The sequence below is a fragment of the Myxococcus sp. AM009 genome, assembly GCF_013372605.1.
GTDB classification, from domain to species: Bacteria; Myxococcota; Myxococcia; order Myxococcales; family Myxococcaceae; genus Myxococcus; species Myxococcus vastator.
This window is the reverse complement of sequence record NZ_JABXEP010000157.1, coordinates 1-18080: the sequence shown is the minus strand read 5'-3', so window position 1 is coordinate 18080 and position 18080 is coordinate 1. Positions and strand designations below refer to the sequence as shown.

The 18080-nt window shown below is 70.4% G+C and carries 17 protein-coding genes; 8 read left to right on the top strand and 9 right to left on the bottom strand.

Annotated features, from left to right (window positions below):
- On the top strand, positions 1 to 484 hold a 484-nt coding region (locus tag HV824_RS29180), incomplete at its 5' end, for an MFS transporter (RefSeq protein ID WP_255208427.1).
- A 4-nt stretch (positions 485 to 488) separates the two neighbouring features.
- On the opposite strand, the gene HV824_RS29175 is transcribed toward HV824_RS29180, so the two are convergent.
- Entirely contained in the window at positions 489 to 1064 is a 576-nt protein-coding gene (locus tag HV824_RS29175; RefSeq protein ID WP_176420232.1) for a cysteine hydrolase family protein, read from the bottom strand.
- A gap of 111 nt (positions 1065 to 1175) precedes the next feature.
- Between HV824_RS29175 and HV824_RS29170 the strand changes: the two genes are divergently transcribed.
- Entirely contained in the window at positions 1176 to 2159 is a 984-nt protein-coding gene (locus HV824_RS29170; RefSeq protein WP_176424736.1) for a GlxA family transcriptional regulator, read from the top strand.
- Here the strand turns inward: HV824_RS29170 and HV824_RS29165 are convergent.
- Together HV824_RS29165 and HV824_RS29160 are read right to left on the bottom strand one after the other, a co-directional pair.
- The gene (locus HV824_RS29165; protein WP_176424735.1) at positions 2121 to 3011 is read right to left on the bottom strand and encodes a phosphatase PAP2 family protein; all 891 of its coding nucleotides are present in this window, start codon (positions 3009 to 3011) and stop codon (positions 2121 to 2123) included. The genes HV824_RS29170 and HV824_RS29165 overlap by 39 nt on opposite strands.
- Complete coding sequence (locus HV824_RS29160; RefSeq protein WP_176424734.1) at positions 3004 to 3963, bottom strand: fatty acid desaturase; 960 nt, start codon at positions 3961 to 3963, stop codon at positions 3004 to 3006. The genes HV824_RS29165 and HV824_RS29160 overlap by 8 nt, the downstream gene beginning before the upstream one ends.
- Between HV824_RS29160 and HV824_RS29155 the strand changes: the two genes are divergently transcribed.
- Genes HV824_RS29155 through HV824_RS29145 form a run of 3 tightly spaced genes read left to right on the top strand, consistent with a single transcriptional unit; the run spans position 3962 to position 6545 of the window.
- Positions 3962 to 4951: a DUF3419 family protein gene (locus HV824_RS29155; RefSeq protein WP_176424733.1), complete on the top strand. Its 990-nt coding sequence runs from the start codon at positions 3962 to 3964 to the stop codon at positions 4949 to 4951. The genes HV824_RS29160 and HV824_RS29155 overlap by 2 nt on opposite strands.
- Positions 4948 to 5868 carry a GNAT family N-acetyltransferase gene (locus HV824_RS29150; protein WP_176424732.1) on the top strand — a complete coding sequence of 307 codons (921 nt, stop codon included), beginning with the start codon at positions 4948 to 4950 and terminating at the stop codon, positions 5866 to 5868. Before HV824_RS29155 ends, HV824_RS29150 begins: the two co-directional genes overlap by 4 nt.
- Complete coding sequence (locus HV824_RS29145; RefSeq protein WP_176420243.1) at positions 5838 to 6545, top strand: TenA family transcriptional regulator; 708 nt, start codon at positions 5838 to 5840, stop codon at positions 6543 to 6545. The genes HV824_RS29150 and HV824_RS29145 overlap by 31 nt, the downstream gene beginning before the upstream one ends.
- Positions 6546 to 6629: 84 nt before the next feature.
- On the opposite strand, the gene HV824_RS29140 is transcribed toward HV824_RS29145, so the two are convergent.
- Positions 6630 to 7949: a glycosyltransferase family 39 protein gene (locus HV824_RS29140; protein ID WP_368738123.1), complete on the bottom strand. Its 1320-nt coding sequence runs from the start codon at positions 7947 to 7949 to the stop codon at positions 6630 to 6632.
- 178 nt (positions 7950 to 8127) lie between these two features.
- Here HV824_RS29140 and HV824_RS29135 point away from each other — a divergent pair, with 178 nt between their 5' ends.
- Positions 8128 to 10218, top strand: coding sequence for a thioredoxin domain-containing protein (locus HV824_RS29135; RefSeq protein WP_176424731.1), 2091 nt, complete (start codon positions 8128 to 8130; stop codon positions 10216 to 10218).
- A gap of 22 nt (positions 10219 to 10240) precedes the next feature.
- Here the strand turns inward: HV824_RS29135 and HV824_RS29130 are convergent, their stop codons facing one another.
- The 3 genes from HV824_RS29130 to HV824_RS29120 form a co-directional block, all read right to left on the bottom strand.
- The gene (locus HV824_RS29130; RefSeq protein WP_176420247.1) at positions 10241 to 11740 is read right to left on the bottom strand and encodes a transglutaminase family protein; all 1500 of its coding nucleotides are present in this window, start codon (positions 11738 to 11740) and stop codon (positions 10241 to 10243) included.
- Positions 11741 to 11804: 64 nt separating this feature from the next.
- Positions 11805 to 12272: a GNAT family N-acetyltransferase gene (locus HV824_RS29125; RefSeq protein WP_176424730.1), complete on the bottom strand. Its 468-nt coding sequence runs from the start codon at positions 12270 to 12272 to the stop codon at positions 11805 to 11807.
- Positions 12184 to 13263, bottom strand: coding sequence for an ATP-grasp domain-containing protein (locus HV824_RS29120; protein WP_176424729.1), 1080 nt, complete (start codon positions 13261 to 13263; stop codon positions 12184 to 12186). The genes HV824_RS29125 and HV824_RS29120 overlap by 89 nt, the downstream gene beginning before the upstream one ends.
- 134 nt (positions 13264 to 13397) lie before the next feature.
- Here HV824_RS29120 and HV824_RS29115 point away from each other — a divergent pair, with 134 nt between their 5' ends.
- Positions 13398 to 14693 (top strand): HD domain-containing protein, encoded by a 1296-nt coding sequence (locus HV824_RS29115; RefSeq protein ID WP_176420251.1) that lies wholly within the window; start codon positions 13398 to 13400, stop codon positions 14691 to 14693.
- Positions 14690 to 16219: an MBL fold metallo-hydrolase gene (locus HV824_RS29110; protein WP_176424728.1), complete on the top strand. Its 1530-nt coding sequence runs from the start codon at positions 14690 to 14692 to the stop codon at positions 16217 to 16219. The genes HV824_RS29115 and HV824_RS29110 overlap by 4 nt, the downstream gene beginning before the upstream one ends.
- 67 nt (positions 16220 to 16286) lie before the next feature.
- On the opposite strand, the gene HV824_RS29105 is transcribed toward HV824_RS29110, so the two are convergent.
- Positions 16287 to 17249 (bottom strand): WD40 repeat domain-containing protein, encoded by a 963-nt coding sequence (locus HV824_RS29105; RefSeq protein WP_255208426.1) that lies wholly within the window; start codon positions 17247 to 17249, stop codon positions 16287 to 16289.
- Positions 17250 to 17404: 155 nt separating this feature from the next.
- On the bottom strand, positions 17405 to 18080 hold a 676-nt coding region (locus HV824_RS29100; RefSeq protein ID WP_176424727.1), incomplete at its 5' end, for a hypothetical protein.

The following is an 18080-nucleotide window of genomic DNA, read 5'->3' as shown; positions in this document are numbered from 1 at the left end:
GGCGGCGAAGGTCGCGCCGTCCAGGCTGCACTCGAAGGTGGCGGGGCTCTCCGTGGCGTTGAAGGTGAACGCGGCGTTGGCGGAGTTCGTCGTCCCCGAAGGACCGCTGACGATGCTGGTGCTGGGCTTCGCGGTGAGCAGCGTGGGCAACCTGCTGACCGGGTTGGCCTGGGCCGTCTCCGCGGCGTTCGCGATGCAGGCCGTGCGCGGTGTGGGCATCGCCGCCATGGACGTGGCCAGCCACACGCTCATCCAGCGCTGGGTGCCGGCTGGGATGCGGGGCCGGGTGTTCGGCAACTTCTACGGAGCCATTGGCGTGGCCGCGGGGCTGTCCTACGTCGCCGGGGGATTGTTGCTGGACGCGACGTCCGCGCCGGTGACGCTGCTGGTGGTGGGCGCGGGTGGAACGCTCGCGACCCTGGTGGTGGCGTGGCGGCTCCCGGGCGCGCTGCGGACAAGCGCCGCGACGCGCGAACCGGAATGACGCCTCAAACGCTCTTTCCTGCCTGGGCGAGGAACCGTGCCGCGGGCAGGAGTTGGGCATAACCCATGCCCAACGCGGCGAGGAAGGCGGCGTGGACCTGGGGGGCGGTGACGGCCTGGCCGTTGAACTCCAGGCTCCGGGCCGCGCAGGCGTCATGAAGGACGGTGACCGAGTAGCCCAGGTCCGCCGCCGCACGCACCGTGGCGTCCACGCACATGAGCGTCATCATTCCCACGACCACCAGGTGCTTCACGTCCAGGGCCGCCAGGCGCTCCTGGAGGTCCGTCTTCTGGAAGCTGTTGGGGAAGTGCTTGAGCACCACCGCTTCCTCGGGAAGCGGCGTGACGTGGGGATGAATCTCCGCGCCGGGCGTTCCCGGAATGAAGAACGTCGCTCCCGGTTGAATCGACTCGTGTCGCACATGGATGACGGGTAGGCCGCGCTCCCGGAAGAAGTCCAGGGCAGCCCGTGCCTGGGTTGCCGCGGCATCGGCGTGGTCCAGTTCGCACCGCCCTCCCGGGAAATAGTCATTCTGGATGTCGATGAGCAGCAGCGCGGTGTGCTTCAGGGGGATGGTCATGGACGTCTTCCTCTTGGTTGAAGTGACGAGACGCCCGTTCGAATACCCAGCCCCGGCCTTCGCCGGGAGGGCCCGGATTGACAATCTCCAGGCTGAAAACGACAAACGCGCATGCCCAGTGAGCCCTCGTCCATTCGCATCGCGGTGCTGGCCCTGGACGGGTGCGTGGCCTCGAGTGTCACGGGGCCCCTGGACGTATTCGCCATGGCGAACCTCCTGAGCCGAGATGGGGGCAAAGGCGCGCCGTTCTCGGCGGAGCTCGTGTCCGTTCGCACTGGGCCAACGCGGATCTTCCACGGCCTGGAGCTGGCGGCCGTCAGAGCAGTCGAGCCCACGGACCGGTTCGACGTCATCCTCATCCCCGCGGTTGTGGGGAGCCTGGACGCCTGCCTGGCGGAACCCGCCACCTCGGCGTGGTTGAAGGGGCAACACGACCAGGGCGCGAAGCTGGCGGCCGTCTGTGCAGGGGCCTTCCTGCTCGCACAGACGGGACTCCTGGACGGCCGGGAGGCCACGACCCACTGGGGGCTGGCCCGGGACTTCGCGGCCCGTTACCCGCGCGTGGCGCTGAAGCCGGAGCTCCTGCTCCTGGACCACGGCGACGTGCTGACCGCGGGCGGAATCACCGCCTGCCTGGACCTGTGTCTGCACCTGGTGGCGAAGCACGCCTCGCCGGAGCTGGCTTCGCACTGCGCGAAGATGCTCCTGGTGGAGCCTGGCCGCCGGTTCCAGGTGCCTTATGCCGTCCACTCCGCTCCGCGCGAGCATGGGGATGCCGCCGTGCTGCGGGCCCAGGAGTGGTTGGAAGCACATCTCGCGAGTGAGGTGAGTCTGTCGGGGGCCGCCGCTGCCGCGAGCCTCGGTGCGCGCACGCTGCTTCGCCGCTTCCAGAAGGCAACCGGGGTCACTCCGCTGGAGTACGTCCAGCGCCTGCGCATCGAGGCCGCACGGCGCCTCCTGGAGACGACGCCGCGCACGGTGGAGGACATCTCCCAGGCCGTTGGCTACGTCGACACCACGTCCTTCCGGCGACGCTTCAAGGCGCGCACCGGCCTGTCACCCGACGCCTACCGTCGGCGCTTCGCCCTTCGGTAGCGTCGTCCGCGCCTCCCAACGCGCCTGGAGCCGGGGGAAGCAGGCGCGGAACGCCATGAACCACGCGGCGCCCGCCAGCAGGTCCACGGCATAGTGATAACGCAGCACCAGCGTGGACATGAGGATGGCCATGGCGACGGGCACCATCAGCCGGAAGCGCCACGGGTGCTGGCGCCGGTCGTGTTCGAGCAGCACCAGCGTGATGTACGTGTGCAGGCTGGGGAAGAGGTCGTAGGTGGACGAGCCGCTCGCCACGACGACGGCATTCAGTTGTGTGAACCAGCCGCCTTCGACGGGGACGGTGAACAGCTCCGGCCAGGCTGCCACGGGGCCGATGGCGGGCATCAGGTAGTAGCCGGCGATGCCCGGGACATAGGCGGAGAAGACATCGACGAAGAAGCGCTCCGCCCGCGCCCGTGGCCCCACCAGCGCCCAGGCCATGGCGAGGTGCAGGTAGCCGTGGAACGCCAGATAGCTGGCGCTGAAGAACTCGTTGACCCCGGGCGTGCTCCACCGCTGGAGCCACGCGGCCGGGGTGACGCCGAACAGGAACACGTCGGCGGACAGGAGCCACGCGTCACGGGGCACGAGCCCCAGCGCGGGGACGGCCTGCTTCACGGAGGCATAGAAGAAGAACGTCGCGAGGTAGGCGAGCAGCAGCCGGGCCCGGAAGACATGAGCCACTGCGTCCAGCCGCGCCAGCAGCGCCACGCTGCCCATGAACAGCACCGTGCCGCCAGCAGCTTGCACGGTGACGGTCGCGGAGGCTCCCGCGACGAACGCCAGCGCCGCCAAGAGGAGGATTCCGAACGCCGCGAGCAGGACTTCGTGCGGGTACAGCCGCTCAGGCATCCGGCGTGGCGGGCTTCGCCCCTCGGAGGAGCGAGCCGGAGAGGACGCCGCGCACGAACGAGAAGTAGGACGGGATGAAGGGGGCCCCCTGCGCGACGAGGTCCGCGCGCAGCGTCCGGTGCAGCGCGGGCAGGTTGTACCAGGGCACGCGGGGGTACAGGTGGTGCTCCAGGTGGTAGTTCTCGTTGCACATGAAGAAGCGCGTCACCGGGTTCGACAGGATGGTCCGGGAGCCTCGGACCGGGTGCGTGCTCTCTGGCAGGAAGGTGTGCTGGCTCATGCCCCGGACGTTGACCAGGGTGTTGAGGAGGAGCATCGGAATCGCCCAGGCATGGAGCAGCACCTGTCCGGGGATGAAGATGACCGCGGCCGTCAGGCCCGCGCCGGCCAGCGCCACTTCGAACAGCACCCATCGCCGCTCGGCGGTCGTTCCCTGCCGCCAGCCCAGGATGGGAATCATCGTGATGTACGCGGGGTACCCCAGCAGCAGCCGGCCCACATGCATCAGCAGCTCCAGCCACCGCCGACCCGTGTAGTTGGCGTAGTGGTCCGGGTCCTTCCCTCCGCCCAGGTCGGCATGGTGCTTCAGGTGCAGCACCTTGTAGGCCGCGTAGTTCTGCAACACCGGGAGCGCGCAGGCGATGCCACCCAGCCGGTTCAGCCAGGGCCACCGCGCGAGGCCACCGTGGACGGCCTCGTGGGTGAACAGGCTGATGCCATGCAGCGACGCCGCGGCGATGAGGTACAGCGGGGCGCGAGCGAGCCACACTGACCAGGTGGCGTCCCGCGCCGCGAGCACCACGGACAGCGCCGCCGCGCCCAGGTAGAGCACGAGGAACACGGCGAGCCGCGGAACGTGCCGCGCATCGACCTGCTCCAGTTCACGCAACTGCGAAGGGGTGAGGGATTCTGTCGCGAGCGGCATGGTGGTTCCGAGGTAGAACCATGCCATGGAACCTGTCCTGGTTTCGACGCCGCCCCATCGCTTGAAGTTCGCCGTGGTCCGGGAGGATGCCGCGCTGGAGTTGGCGCTCGTCGAGCGCACGCGGGCGCGGGCCGTGCTCACGGTGGCCTCGGGAGGCTGCACGCTCCTCACCCTGGCGCGGCGCCATCCAGCGCTCGAGCTGGTGGGCTTCGACTTCAACCCGCGTCAGCTCGCGCACGTCCGGGAGAAGGCGGAGGGGCTCGGCCGCCTTCCGCTGGCCCGCTACAGCGTGGAAGCGGAGGACACTGCGGCCCTGAATCAGCGCGGCGAGTTCGAGGGGCTCTTCCGCACGCTGCGCCGGTTCATCGAGGAGTTCGTCGCGCCCGCGCACGAACTCGCCGCCTTCTTCGCGCTGGCCACCCCGGCCGCACAACGCCGGGAGGCCTGTGCCCGCTGGTTCGCTTCGCCCTACTGGCCCGTGGCCTTCGAGCTGGCCCTGGCGGCGCCGTTGCTGAACACCATGTTCGGGCCCGCGGCGACACAACATGCCGAGCCCGGCTCGTATCCTGGCTATTTCCAGGCGGTCTTCGAACGCGGGCTCCGGCGGGAGGATGCACACCGCAATCCCTTCCTCCAGCACGTGCTGCTCGGCGGGTACCTGCGTGAGGATGCCCCCGAGTATCTCCAGGCCGAAGGCCCGCTGGCGCTGACGCTCGTCCAGGGCTCGCTGCCAGAGGTGCCGCGCCTGGACCGCTTCGACGTCATCTCGCTCTCCAACATCTTCGACTGGTCGGAGGACGCGCTCGTGGCGGAGTGGGCGGGGTTGCTCGCGCGTGAGGCGCGGCCTGGCTGCGCCGTCCTCATCCGTCAGCTCAACAACCGCCGGGACCTCCGCCGCTTCTTCCAGCCGGCCTTCGAGTTCGATGACGCGCTCGGCGCGGAGCTGCTCGCCCGGGACCGGAGCCTGTTCTACGAGCGCATCGAGGTCGGCTTCCGCGTGCCAGGCAGCCCATGAGTGACGTGCGCTTCATCGTTGCCCGGCCCGACACGATCGGGCCCTATGTCGAGCGGCTGCGCCTGCTGGAGCGTGACATCCTCTATCCGCTCGCGGATGGGGCCGACCACTTCTTCATCGACCATGGGCCCGGGTACCACCCGTTCTTCTCCTCCATGGGCGAGGCGTACTTCCTGCTGGCGCTCCGTGGCGACGACCTGCTCGGCTCCGTGACGGGGGTCTTGCGTCCGGTGTGGCACGGGACGCGGAAGGTGGACGCGCTCTACATCTGCGACCTCAAGCTGGCGAAGCACGCGCGGGGCTCCGGCCTCGCCACGAAGCTCCTGCTCCAGGGCCTCAAGCACCTCTTCCTCATCCCCCCGCTGCGGCGGATTCGTTTCCTCTACGGCGCGGCGATGCGCGGCGCCCGGGGCGACGTGATGCGCATCGCCCGAGGCTGGAACCCGCTGCGCATGGGGCGTCCCGCGAGCCGGCTCGCGCTCTACTTCGTACCGCCCTCGCGGCTCGAGGCGCTGGAGACCCGGCGTGCGCCTCCGCGTCCCACGGGCGTGGGGCTCCGCCTGGGGCCCGCGCCCGCCAGGACCCTGGAAGGGGCGGGGTGGTGCACCACGGCGGGGGACAAGGACCTTCAGCGGCTGTCCACGGGGCGCCCGTGGCCCCTGGTCCACCTGGCGGCGCCGCCCGAAGCCTGGACGCACGGTTGGGGCGAGTACCTTCGTACCTGTGGCGTGGAATTGGCGGCGCGCGGGGGCGAGGCGCTCACCTGTTTCAGCATCGACGAGCGGCTGGAGGACCATGTCCACTGGCTGCGTGAGGCGGGCATCGCACCGGATTCGGTGTGCACCGTCTATTCTCTGGACCTCTCCTTTCCCGTCAGGGCGCCAGCATGGGTGCACCTCCCCTCGTCCGAAATCTGAAGCTGCGGCGGCACATCGCCGGACTCAAGGCGGCGTGGAACGCGCTGGACGCGCCCTACCTGCGCGCATTGAGGGACGGCACCTTCGCGCGGGAGGACTTCGTCGAGACGCAGCTCCAGTTCTTCTCCGCGGTGGCGCACTTCTCCAGGCCCATGGCGATGCTCGTCAGCCGTCTGCCGCATCCCAGCCAGCGGCTGCCGCTGGTGGAGAACATCTTCGACGAGCACGGCCGCGGCACCCTGGCTCACGGCCACGAGCGCACGTTCCAGGTGCTCCTCTCCCGCCTGGGCGTTGAGGCGGCTCGCGTGGAGCAGCACGTGACGTGGCCAGAGGTGCGGGCCTTCAACGTGGCGCTCACCGGCCTCGCCGCGTTCGAGGGGCCGCTCACCGGGCTCGCCGTGTTCGGCATCATCGAGGACCTGTTCAGCGGCATCTCCCTGGAACTGGGACGCGGCATCGTCGCGCGGCGCTGGCTCCAGCACGGCGAGGTGGTGCACTACCCCACGCACGCGGACCTCGACGAGGAGCACGCGGAGGGCTTCTACCGGCAGCTCGATGCGCCCTACGAGACGGAGGCCGGGGCCGCTGAGATTGAGCAGGGCCTGACGCTGGGCGGGCACCTCTTCCTGGGCCTGTACGACGCGCTGTTCCGGGCGCGTCACCGCCGGCTCGCTTAGGGCCGCGTTGCGCTCGGACCTTCCCGCGTCGCGCCTCCAACAGATGCCCAGGTCGCGAGCGCTAGGAGACGACGGACTGGACGCTCAGGGCCTTCGCGCGCGCAGCCGCCACACCTGGAAGGTGTGCAACCGGCGTCCACGGAAGTCGCCGAAGAGCTCCACGGGGCCTTCCAGCGTGGTGAAGCGAGAGACCAGGTCCTCGGGAGGCTGTGGCCCGCCCTCGCTCACCCACAGCGCGTCGTGCCCGGGCGTCACGTCCGGGTCGGACCAGAGGTCGTACTGACTGAAGCGCGCCGGCGCCCCCGTCTTCGTGGACCGCCGCGCGTAGTAGGCCACCTGGGAGGCCAGTTGGTAGTTGGGCGCGTACACGGCGGCGACGTTGTCGGGCGACAGGCCCGGGAACAGCCGCTGCGGCGTGGCCAGCTCGCGCAGCACGCTCCATCCGTGCGTCCGCCACAGCGCCGTGTCCCGGCGGAAGTGGAGCACGGGGAACCGCAGGTGCGAGCCCACCACCAGCACCACCGCCAGCCCGCTGAACGCCGCCGCGCGCTGCCAGACGGGCCGCATCCCCGCCACGCCCACGCAGGCCGCGATGTACGCCGCGGACGGCCAGTTGGCCTCTCCCCGGGTGCGCAGCGACGCGTAGCCGAAGAAGAGCAAGGGGACGCAGGCCGCCATGCGCAGCAGGAAGTGCTCGCGCGGACCGCGCACGCCGTACACCAGCGCGAGGGGAAAGAGCACCGGCCCTCCCAGGGCGAGCTGTCCCGCGAGGAACTCGCCGAAGGTGCTCCAACCGCTGCGCCAGCCGCGTCCCAGGCCATGGCTGAGCTGAAAGGTGAAGCCCACCCAGTCATGGCCCGCGTTCCAGAACACCACCGGCGCGAAGCAGGCGCCCGCCAGCGTCGCCGTGCGCCACGCCCCCCAGGGCATGCGCCGCGCCCGCACCGTGGTGATGAGGAACGCCACGCCCAGCAGCACGGCCGGGTACTTCGACAGCAGGGCGCACCCTCCCACCAGTCCCGCCAGGGCCCAGCGCTCCCGCCACAGGGCCCACAGGGCCAGCGACCAGAACAGGAGCAGGGGCGAGTCGGGCGTGGGCCACACTCCCGCCACCGCGCCCGCGGGGACGACGCTCCACAGCGCCGCCGCCCGCCAGGCCGTCGCCGCGTCACCGTGGACGTCGCGCGCCAGTCGCCACACGGCGGCCACCGTCCCCACGCCGCACAGCATCGCCGTGCCTTCGATGCCCAGCAGGGCGATGTGCCACGCCACCAAGGGCGGGTGGTCGAAGTAGCCCCAGTCGAGCTTGCGGGCCCATTGCCAGTAATAGGCCGTGTCGAAGTAGACGTCCGTGCCCAGCACCAGGGCGAGCCGCGCCCCCAGCGCCACGCCGAGCAGCGCCACGCAGGTTTTCAGACGGAGGCCCGCCGAGGCGGGACGCGAGACAGCGGGAGGCGGCGGAGACACGGCGGCGACCTACCCGGCCCGCCCCGCTGTTGGCCAGCATCCCTCCAGTGCTTTCGGCTTGCCCGCCCTCACGCGGGTTCGTATCTCGACAGCCATCCCCCTTCCTGGAGTCCCGATGGCCACGCCCCCTCCGTCAGCTGACACTTCCAATCGTCTGGCCCGGGAACCCTCTCCGTATCTGCGCCAACACGCGCACAACCCCGTGGACTGGTTCCCCTGGGGGGCAGAGGCGCTCGCGAAGGCGAAGGCGGAGGACAAGCCCATCCTCCTGTCCGTGGGCTACTCCGCCTGCCACTGGTGTCACGTCATGGCGCACGAGTCGTTCGAGTCGCCCGAGACGGCCCGGGTGATGAACGAGGGCTTCATCAACATCAAGGTGGACCGCGAGGAGCGGCCGGACCTGGACCAGCTTTATCAAGGCGTGGTGCAGCTCATGGGGCAGGGCGGCGGCTGGCCCCTCACGGTGTTCCTCACGCCGGACCTGAAGCCCTTCTACGGCGGCACCTACTTCCCGCCGCAGGACCGCTACGGCCGTCCGGGCTTCCCCCGGCTGCTGATGGCGCTGCGGGACGCGTGGGAGAACAAGCAGGACGAGGTGCAGGGGCAGGCGGCCCAGTTCGAGGAGGGGCTCGGGGAGCTGGCCACCTACGGGCTGGAGGCCGCGCCCGCGGTCCTGACGGCGGCGGACGTGGTGGGCATGGGTCAGCGCATGGCGAAGCAGGTGGACCCGGTCCACGGGGGCTTCGGCGGCGCGCCCAAGTTCCCCAACCCGATGAACCTCGCGCTGATGCTGCGCGCGTGGCGAAGAGGCGGGGGCGCGCCGTTGAAGGACGCGGTGTTCCTGACGTTGGAGCGCATGGCCCTGGGCGGCCTCTATGACCAACTTGGGGGCGGCTTCCACCGGTACTCGGTGGACGAGCGGTGGCTGGTGCCCCACTTCGAGAAGATGCTCTACGACAACGCGCAGCTCCTGCACCTCTACGCGCAGGCGCAGCAGGTGGAGCCGCGTCCGCTGTGGCGCAAGGTGGTGGAGGAGACGGTGGCCTACGTGCGCCGCGAGATGACTGACGCGGGCGGCGGCTTCTACGCGGCGCAGGACGCGGACAGCGAGGGCGAAGAGGGGAAGTTCTTCGTCTGGCGCCCTGAGGAGGTCCGCGCGGCGCTGCCGGAAGCGCGGGCGGAGCTGGTGCTGCGCCACTTCGGCATCAAGCCTGGCGGCAACTTCGAGCACGGCGCCACGGTGCTGGAGGTGGTGGTGCCCGTGTCGGAGCTGGCTCGGGAGCGCGGCGTCGCCGAAGACGTCGTGGAGCGCGAGCTGGCCGCGGCCAAGCAGACGCTCTTCGACGTGCGGGAGCGGCGGGTGAAGCCCGGCCGGGACGACAAGCTGCTGTCGGGCTGGAACGGGCTCATGATTCGCGGGCTCGCGCTGGCCTCGCGGGTCTTCGGCAAGCCGGAGTGGGCGAGGTGGGCGGCGGACGCCGCGGACTTCGTGCTGGAGAGGGCGTGGGACGGGACGCGGCTGGCGCGCTCCTACCAGGAGGGGCAGGCGCGCATCGACGGCTTCCTGGAGGACTATGGCGACCTGGCTTCGGGCCTCACCGCGCTCTATCAGGCCACCTTTGACGTGAAGTACCTGGAGGCGGCGGACGCGCTGGTGCGCCGGGCCGTGGACCTCTTCTGGGACGCGGAGAAGGCGGCGTACCTCACCGCGCCCCGGGGACAGAAGGACCTGGTGGTGGCGACGTATGGCCTCTTCGACAACGCCTTCCCGTCCGGCGCCTCCACGCTGACGGAGGCGCAGGTGGAGCTGGCGGCGCTCACGGGTGACAAGCGGCACCTGGAGCTGCCGGAGCGCTACGTGGCGCGGATGCACGACGGGCTCATGCGCAACGCCATGGGCTACGGCTACCTGGGCCTGGCGGCGGACGCGCTGCTGGAGGGCGCGGCGTCCGTCACCGTCGCGGGCGCGTCCGATGACGTGGCGTCGCTGCGGGCCGCCGTGGACCGTGCCTTCGCGCCCACCGTGGCGCTGGCCTGGAAGGCACCGGGACAGCCCGTGCCCGCGTTGTTGCAGGGGACTTTCGAAGGACGCGAGCCGGTGAAGGGGCGGGGCGCCGCCTACCTGTGCCGGGGCTTCGTCTGCGAGCTGCCCGTCACCGAGCCGGACGTGCTCGCCCAGCGGCTGGCGGCGCTCACCGGCCCCTGAGCAGGGGCCGGCGCGGCCCGCGTCACTTGACGTCCGTCACCTTCAGCGCGCCGATGAGCGGCGTGATTTCGGCGTTGCCTTCCTTGCCGAAGGCGAAGTGCGTGGCGTCCGCCACCACCTGGTTGAAGGTGGGGTCCAACTGGGTCCACTCGCCCACGAAGGCCTCCACCCACTCGTGCCAGTAGAGGGCGGGCACGCCGTCCTGGTTCACCATGTAGATGACGCCGTCCACGCGCCGGGCGGGCACCCCCGCCGCGCGCAGCAGCGCCACCGACAGCAGCGAGTGCTCCGTGCAGTCGCCCTTCTTCTGGCTCAGCACGTCCGTGGCCCGGTCCGCGCTGGCGCCGTAGTCCTTCTCCAGGTTGGAGTACACCCAGGTGTTCACCTTCTGGGCGATGCGGTACGCGTCCTTCTCCGTCCCCACGAGCTGCTTCGCCAGCGCGCGGATGGCCGGCGCGTCGCTCTCCACGACGAGCGTGGACTTGAGATTCTCGCCGCCCTCCGGGTCCTTCAGCGGCAGGGGCTTGCGCGCCTTGGGCGCGGCGGCGGACAGCGTCACCTCCACGCTGCCGTCCGGCTTCGGCTTGAAGTGCTGGCGGTACGTCTGCTCCTGGAACTTCGCGGGCAGGCCCTGCACCACCAGCGTGACGTGGCCGGGCACGGCGCGCGCGGACTCGGGCAGCGGCTTGGGCAGCACCACGCGGGTGAGGCCAAAGACTTCCACCAGGTCCAGCCGCTTCGCGACGGCCTCCGTCTCCTTCCGGGCCTGCATCGTCGTGCCGTAGTCCACCAGCACCATCTCCCCGCGCTGGGTGAGGTACGAGACGACGGGGACCTTCTCCTTCTCCGACACCGTGACGGCCTTGCCCAGCTTCACCCGCACGCCGTTGATGGTCCGCTGCTCCTCGGGCTCCACGGTGGTGGAGAGGCCGTAGGACTCCAGGTCCATTCCATCCAGCGAGAAGCCCGTCACCTTCGCCTTGCGCAGCAGCGCCACGCGCGGCGGGTCGGCGTCCTCCACCCGCTCCTTCGTGGGCGGCAGCCTGGGCAGCGGCTCGTCGGGGCGGCCTGGGCGCTTGCGCACCACCTGCACGCCGTTCGCGGTGGCCGTGCCCTCCAGCGTCTGCGTGCCGCCGTCACCCGTCTGCTTCACGACGAAGGACAGCAGGCGCCCACCAGGCTTCGCCTCGTAGATGCGCTCCTCGTCATGCATGCGCTCCGACACGCGCGAGCCCACCATGGCCTTGAAGACGAGCTGGTTGGTCGTCTTCACCCGCGCGGGCTGGCCCGGGAGGACCTCCAGGTCGGTGAAGAGCCAGCCGACCTTCTTGTCCATGAGGTACAGGCCGAAGTACTCGCCGCCCTTGGGGCGGGGGGCCTTCACCACGTCGGAGACGGGCGCCTGGGCGGCAGCGGCCTTGGCCGCCGGAGCGGGCGCCCTCGCGAGCGCGGACGGTGCGCCCACCAGCAGGGCGCACAGGGACACGAGGGCCAACAAGGTCGGTCGGTGCGTGCGAGTCATCGTGCCCCTTCTAACGAGGGAAGGGGCCGTTGTCTTCACCCGCCCGGCCTGGCGGCGCGGGGGACTACAGCCGCTTGGTGAGGATGATGAGGTCGTCCCCCACCTTGTAGAAGTCCCGGATGCGGGCCTCCTCGCCGTACTTCATGGAGGCGTAGAAGCCGCGCGTGGGGCCGTAGGCCTCGGTGGCGCTCGTCTCCACGCGGATGAGGCGCCCGTTGCGGCGGCGCAAATCGCCCTCCATGGCGGCCACCAGCGCCGCGCCTACGCCCTGGCCGCGAACTTCCGGTGCGGACGCAATCCAGTACAAGTCATAGGTGTCCTCCGTCATCGGCGTGGGGCCGTAGCAGACGTACCCCACGAGCTCGCCGCCGCGGTCCGCGACGATGATGGCGTAGTCCGTATTGCCCGCCGTGAGCGTGGTGTTCGCCAGCTCGGTGGCGACCTCAACCTCCTGCGGCGAGAAGGTTTCGATCTTTCGAATCAGGGCGGCGATTGGCGCCCTGTCCTTTTCTTCGATGGGACGGATGTCCATGTGCTCTCTCGAGCGCGACCTCCACGAGCCGGGACGCCAGGGCCGGGTAGTCCATTCCGGTGGCCAGGGCGGCCTTGGCGAACCCCGCGCTCGGATGAAGGTCGCAGTTGGGGTTGATGTCGATGACGTAGGGCACGCCCTCCGGGGACACCCGGAGGTCGACCCGTCCATAGTCCTGACAGTCCAGTGCTGCAAAGGCTTCCAGCGCGACCTGCACGCAACGGGCTTCCAGCTTCCCGTCCAACCGGCACAATCCGCTGGTGGTGTCCCGGTACTCCGCCGACGCCGCCTCCCACTTGGCGTTGTAGGAGACGATGTTGGGCCTGTCCTCGAACGTACGGCCGAAGACGATTTCCGTCAGGGGCAGCGCCTGGCGCGGCTGGTTGCCGAGCAGCGGCACATAGATTTCCCGCCCGGGGATGAACTGCTCGACCAGGGCCGGCTGATGAAACTCGCGGAGCACCGCGTCACAGGCGCGGACCAGCGCGGCGCGCTCGTGCACCACGGACTCCGCCGTCACGCCCATGCTGGCGTCTTCCCGCGCGGGCTTGACGATGAGCGGCCAGGGCAGGTCCACCGCCAGCGCATCCTCCAGTCGCTCCACCACGCGGAAGGGCGGGGTGGACACGCCGCGCGCGGTGAGCACCTCCTTCGCCTTGGGCTTGTGCAGCGCCAGGCCCAGGGACAGCGCGGACGAGCCCGTGTAGGCCAGCCCCAGCGCGTCCAGCAGGCAGGGGACGGCCATCTCTCCGCGGCTGTCAGCCGCCAACGACTCGCAGAGGTTGACGACCAGGTCCGGCTGGCGCCGGCGCAGGGTGTCCACGAAGTCGAGCCGGTCGCCTTCGATGGCGAGCGGTTCGGCCAGGGTGTCACCCTGGTTGAGGGCGTCCGCCATGGAGGAGACGACACGGACCACATCCTCCCGGGCCTCCCGCCCAGGGTCGTCCTCGAGGAGGTCGTGGTCGCGGTTGTGCAGCAGGATGATGTGCATTCGGTGGTGCCGGAGGGTTACCACGTCCCCTGCCGCCATCACAGTCCGCACGTGAGGTCGGCTGCCCCCCGGAGAGGTTCGCGGTACGTTTGATGACCTCCCGAGGGGGTATCCAGGAGTATGGAAAGGGAATCATGCGCATCCGTGACCCCATCCACGGCACCATCCCGGTCAGTGACGCCGAGAAGGCCGTCATCGACAGCCGGCACTACCAGCGGCTGCGCTATGTCCGGCAGCTGGGCTTCGGGGACCTGGCCTTTCCCGGGGCCACGCACACGCGGCACATCCACTCCCTGGGCGCCATGCATGTCGCCTCGCGCGTGTTCGGCGCGGTGGCCGCCCAGTCGTCGCTGCCGGAGGAGGTGCGGGAGCGCTTCTGCGCGGCGGTGCGGCTGGCGGTCCTCTGCCATGACCTGGGGCACATGCCGCTGTCGCATGCCTCGGAGCGCATCGCCCCGAAGCGCTCGCTCCTGCGCCTGCCGTCGTGGCTGGACGGCACCGCGGAGGGGGAGCTGGCCACGCACGAGGACTACACGGCGAAAATCCTCCTCGACAGCTCGCTGACGCCCATCATCGAGAGACACTTCGGCGACCTGGGGATTACGCCCATGGCGGCGGTGGCGCTGGTGTCGGGCGCGAAGCCGCCAAAGGACCCGGGCTTCACGCATCAGGGCGTGGACTGGACGCCGTTGCTGCGCGCCATCGTCTCCGGCGAGCTGGACGCGGACCGCATGGACTACCTGCTGCGCGACTCCTTCTACACAGGGGTCAACTATGGCCGGTACGACATGGATTGGATTGTCAGCAACCTCAACCCCGCGATGAAGGACGGGCGGGCCTACCTCGCCCTCAGCCGGGCGGCGGCCTTCGCCTTCGAGGACTTCCTCCTCAGCCGCTATCACATGTTCGTGTCGGTGTACCTGCACCACACCTCGGTGAACTTCGACTACATGCTGCGGCGCTACTACGAGGAGTCGCCCGGCGAGTTCGAGATTCCTTCGGATCCGGAGGAGTTCCTGCTCTGTGACGATTCGGCGCTCTGGTACACGCTGCGCCGCTCCAGGAATCCGTGGGCCCAGCGCATCAGCCAGCGGCAGGGCTACAAGCTGCTGGCGCAGTTCACGGAGCGGGACACGGGCTACGATTTGGACGTGCTGCGCAGCGCGCTGGTGTCCCACAAGTTCGACCACTACGTCGTCGAATCCCAGAATGTGCTCAGCAAGTACACCTCCGGGCCGTCTGGCCGGGGGCCGAGCCTGTACATCATCGACGCGTCCACCGGCCGGCTGACGGAGGTGGCGCGCTACACGCCGCTGTATCAACGCTACAGCGGCGCGGTGCGGCTGGTCCGGCTGTACGTCCGGCCAGACCAGGCGGACAAGGCACATGCGTTGATGGGCCGGCTGCTTGGCCAGGCGGTGGAATCATGAGCGAGCGGCTCCCCAGTCTGGGCCTGGGCCTGGGCCTGCTGGCCCACGGTCCGGTGGAGGCCCGCCCTTCTTCCGTGGCGCTGCTGTACCGGCGCGCGGGGGAGGGCGTGGAGGTCTTCTGGGTGAAGCGCGGCAAGGCGCTCCGCTTCGCGGGCGGCTTCTATGCCTTTCCCGGGGGCAAGCTGGACGCGGCCGACGCGGACGTGCCGGTGGCGGGCGCCAGCGGAGAGGAGGCGGCGCTGCGCTCGGCCGCGGCGCGCGAGCTCTTCGAGGAGACGGGCGTGCTGGTGGCTCACGGCGCACAGGCGCTGTCATCCGCGAAGGTGGAGTCGCTGCGCAAGGCGCTCCTGGACGGGGCGCTGGGGTGGGGCGCGCTGCTGAAGGCGGAGGGGCTGTCGCTGAACGCGGAGGACTTCCGCGCCGCGGGCCGGTGGGTGACGCCGCCGTCGCTGCCCGTGCGCTTCGATACGCGCTTCTACCTGGTGGAGCTGCCCGCCCACGCGCGCGCGGAGTGGTGGCCCGGCGAGCTCGCGGAGGGCGCCTGGGTGAAGCCCGCGGATGCCCTGGCGCGGTGGGGGGATGGCTCGGCGCTGCTGCACCCACCCGCGGTGCATGCCTTCCAGGTGCTGGGCACCTTCACGGATGCGTCCGACGTCCTGGCGCGCCTGGCGACGCCTCCGTTCTGCCCGGGCTACGTCTCGCAGCGCATCGAGTACCAGCAGGGCGTGCGCGTGGTGGCGCTGGAGACGCCCACGCTGCCGCCGGCCGCGCACACCAACGCGTATGTGCTGGGCAACGGCGAGCTGCTCATCGTGGACCCGGGCGCCGCGGACGTGAAGCAGTACGCGAAGCTGCTATCGCTGGTGTCGGGCCTGAAGGCGGAGGGCTTGCGGCCGGTGGCGGTGGTGCTCACCCACCACCATGGTGACCACGTGGGCGGCGCGCGCGCGGTGAAGGAGCGCCTGGGCATCCCGCTGTGGTGCCACGCGCGCACGGCGGACCGGCTGGACTTCCCGGTGGAGCGGCTGCTGGAGGACGGCGACGTGCTGGCGCTGGCGGGCGAGGTGCCGCAGCGCTGGCGCGTGCTGCACACGCCGGGACATGCGCAGGGGCACGTGTGCCTCGTGGACGAGCGCAGCCGCTCAGCGGTGGTGGGGGACATGGTGGCCAGCGTGGGGACCATCGTCATCGACCCGCCGGAAGGGCACATGCGGGACTACCTGACGCAGCTCTCGCGGCTGCGGGACTGGCCCGTGAGCACGCTGTACCCGGCGCACGGCTCGCCGATTCCGGACGGGCCCGCGAAGCTCCAGGAGTACCTGGATCACCGGGCGGCGCGGGAGGCGCTCATCCTCCAAGCCGTGCCGCCCAACGGCGCCACGCTGGCGCAGGTGGTGTCCCTGGCCTACGCGGACACGCCGCCGCTGCTGCACCCCATCGCGGAGCGCAGCGCGCTGGCCACCCTGGAGAAGCTGGTGGAGGAGGGCCTCGTGCGCGAGGAGTCGCTCCAGTACTTCCGCGCCTGAGCCGAGGTTCGTGACTCTCCAGCTCAGGCGACCATCCCGAGGTCGTTCGAGAATCACGAATGTTGGTTTAGTCCAGAGGCACCGACAACAGCTCCCGATGACACGTCACGTAGAGCGTCCGGTCGTGCACCAGCAGGCCGCCCAGGTCTGCGTGGCCGACGTCGTGCACGGCGAGGCACTCGGTGGAGTCGAGCGACCAGATGCGCACGGTGCCATCGGAGCTCCCGGTGCACAGCAGCCCGAGCGCGGGCTCCACCGCGACGAAGTCCACCCCGTGCGTATGGCCCTGCCATTGCCGCACGACGCGGCCGGTGCGGCTGTGGAGCATGTGGGCCACGAAGTCCCAGGACCCGCAGAGGAGGTGCTCTCCGTCGGGGTGCCAAGCCAGCGCCCGGAGGGTGTTCGACGGGCGGTTCCACGCGATGCCGAGCTGCTCCTTGCGCTCGGCGCCGAGGGGCTCATGGCGCGCGGTGGCCATGCGCAGGTGGAAGAGGGCGCGGACGTTGAGCGTGAGGCTTTCGAGCACGTGGACGGCGCCGTTGCTTCCGCCCACGGCGACGAGGCCCCGGGCGGGCGCATGCGCGAGCGCGTAGAGCGGTCCGGTCTCCAGCGTGCGCAGGTTCTCGCCCGTCCATGCGTCCCACAGCCGCGCGCTGCTGTCGGCGCTGATGGAGACGACGCGGTCCTCGCTGACGACCGCGGCGGCCTGGACCTCCTCTCCGTGACCCTCGAAGGTCTGCACGCGTCGCCAGTCCTTGGAGTCCCAGACGGCCAGGCCGCGGATCTTGTGCGCCTCGAGCACGCGGCCGAGCTCGGCTTCACCCGCCAGCCGGAACCAGGGCTCTCCATTCCGACAGATGGCGTCCGTCTTCAGGACCCGCGTGCACTCACCGGTCGCCAGACTCCAGAGGAAGATGCGCCCGCGCCCGTTCGCGGCGATGTGACGCCCGTCGGGCCACAGCATCGGCGCCCCGAGCGGATCTCCGTTGGGTTCGCCCGCATCGAGCCGCTGGGGATGACGACGCCACATCGCTTCAGTCTAAGCCCCAAGGTTCGTGATTCGAGGAGTTCCTTCCCCAGGGCAAGGATAGGTTCTGGTTGAGTCGTCGGCAGCGCCAGCCGCTGCTGCGCCGAGGCGACCTCAGGCGTACCGCCTGGAGTCGCTAGAACATCGCGTTCGGCCGTCTAGAAGCGGCCGGCGAGCCCCAGCGCCCCGCCTCCCGGGGTCAGGCTCGCCGTGGGCACCAACACCACGGGGCGCTCCTGCTGGCGCCGCCGCTGGTGGGCCCCATGGGACAGCTCGAACGCGAGGATGGACGTCGCCACGGGCACGGCGAAGGTGGCGGTGAGGGCCGCCCAGGACGCTTCGTCCGACAGCGCCACGACGGCCAATGGCGCGGCCGTTCCCACCAGTCCGCCCAGCAGCGTGGGCAGGAAGCCGCCGCGTGCATCCATCAGCGAGCCTCCCAGGTACACGCCTGACGCCGCGCCGAGCCCCATCCCCAGCGAGGCGCTGATGAGGCTGAGGTTCCTCCCGGACCTGCACTCGCTGTAGCCACAGGACACCCGGTCCGCCACGAGGACGCCTCCGAGGAAGGTCACCGCGAGGCCGGAGGCGCCAATCAGCGCGCCGCCCACCGACTCGCCCACGAGGCGCGCGCCCAGCGGGAACGGCGCATCCCGGGGCGGATGCATCCGGGGAGGGGCTGGTGGCCTGGAGGCCGGTGACGGACGGCCCACCGCGGACCGTTGCCGCGTGGGCGTCACGGGCTCATGCCTTCGCGGCGTGTCATCCATTGACTGGGCGAGCGCGAGGGCGGGCAGCAGGAGCGTCAGCAGGAGGGGGCGGGGCGGATGGGAG

What these genes read in the sequence shown, in the direction of transcription:
- HV824_RS29150 (WP_176424732.1), top strand. Translation starts at nt 4,948, where the DNA reads ATGAGTGACGTGCGCTTCATCGTTGCCCGGCCCGACACGATCGGGCCC.
- HV824_RS29125 (WP_176424730.1), bottom strand. Translation starts at nt 12,272, where the DNA reads ATGGACATCCGTCCCATCGAAGAAAAGGACAGGGCGCCAATCGCCGCC.
- HV824_RS29155 (WP_176424733.1), top strand. Translation starts at nt 3,962, where the DNA reads ATGGAACCTGTCCTGGTTTCGACGCCGCCCCATCGCTTGAAGTTCGCC.
- HV824_RS29175 (WP_176420232.1), bottom strand. Translation starts at nt 1,064, where the DNA reads ATGACCATCCCCCTGAAGCACACCGCGCTGCTGCTCATCGACATCCAG.
- HV824_RS29145 (WP_176420243.1), top strand. Translation starts at nt 5,838, where the DNA reads ATGGGTGCACCTCCCCTCGTCCGAAATCTGAAGCTGCGGCGGCACATC.
- HV824_RS29120 (WP_176424729.1), bottom strand. Translation starts at nt 13,263, where the DNA reads ATGCACATCATCCTGCTGCACAACCGCGACCACGACCTCCTCGAGGAC.
- HV824_RS29165 (WP_176424735.1), bottom strand. Translation starts at nt 3,011, where the DNA reads ATGCCTGAGCGGCTGTACCCGCACGAAGTCCTGCTCGCGGCGTTCGGA.
- HV824_RS29170 (WP_176424736.1), top strand. Translation starts at nt 1,176, where the DNA reads ATGCCCAGTGAGCCCTCGTCCATTCGCATCGCGGTGCTGGCCCTGGAC.
- HV824_RS29160 (WP_176424734.1), bottom strand. Translation starts at nt 3,963, where the DNA reads ATGGCATGGTTCTACCTCGGAACCACCATGCCGCTCGCGACAGAATCC.
- HV824_RS29115 (WP_176420251.1), top strand. Translation starts at nt 13,398, where the DNA reads ATGCGCATCCGTGACCCCATCCACGGCACCATCCCGGTCAGTGACGCC.
- HV824_RS29135 (WP_176424731.1), top strand. Translation starts at nt 8,128, where the DNA reads ATGGCCACGCCCCCTCCGTCAGCTGACACTTCCAATCGTCTGGCCCGG.
- HV824_RS29105 (WP_255208426.1), bottom strand. Translation starts at nt 17,249, where the DNA reads ATGTGGCGTCGTCATCCCCAGCGGCTCGATGCGGGCGAACCCAACGGA.
- HV824_RS29110 (WP_176424728.1), top strand. Translation starts at nt 14,690, where the DNA reads ATGAGCGAGCGGCTCCCCAGTCTGGGCCTGGGCCTGGGCCTGCTGGCC.
- HV824_RS29130 (WP_176420247.1), bottom strand. Translation starts at nt 11,740, where the DNA reads ATGACTCGCACGCACCGACCGACCTTGTTGGCCCTCGTGTCCCTGTGC.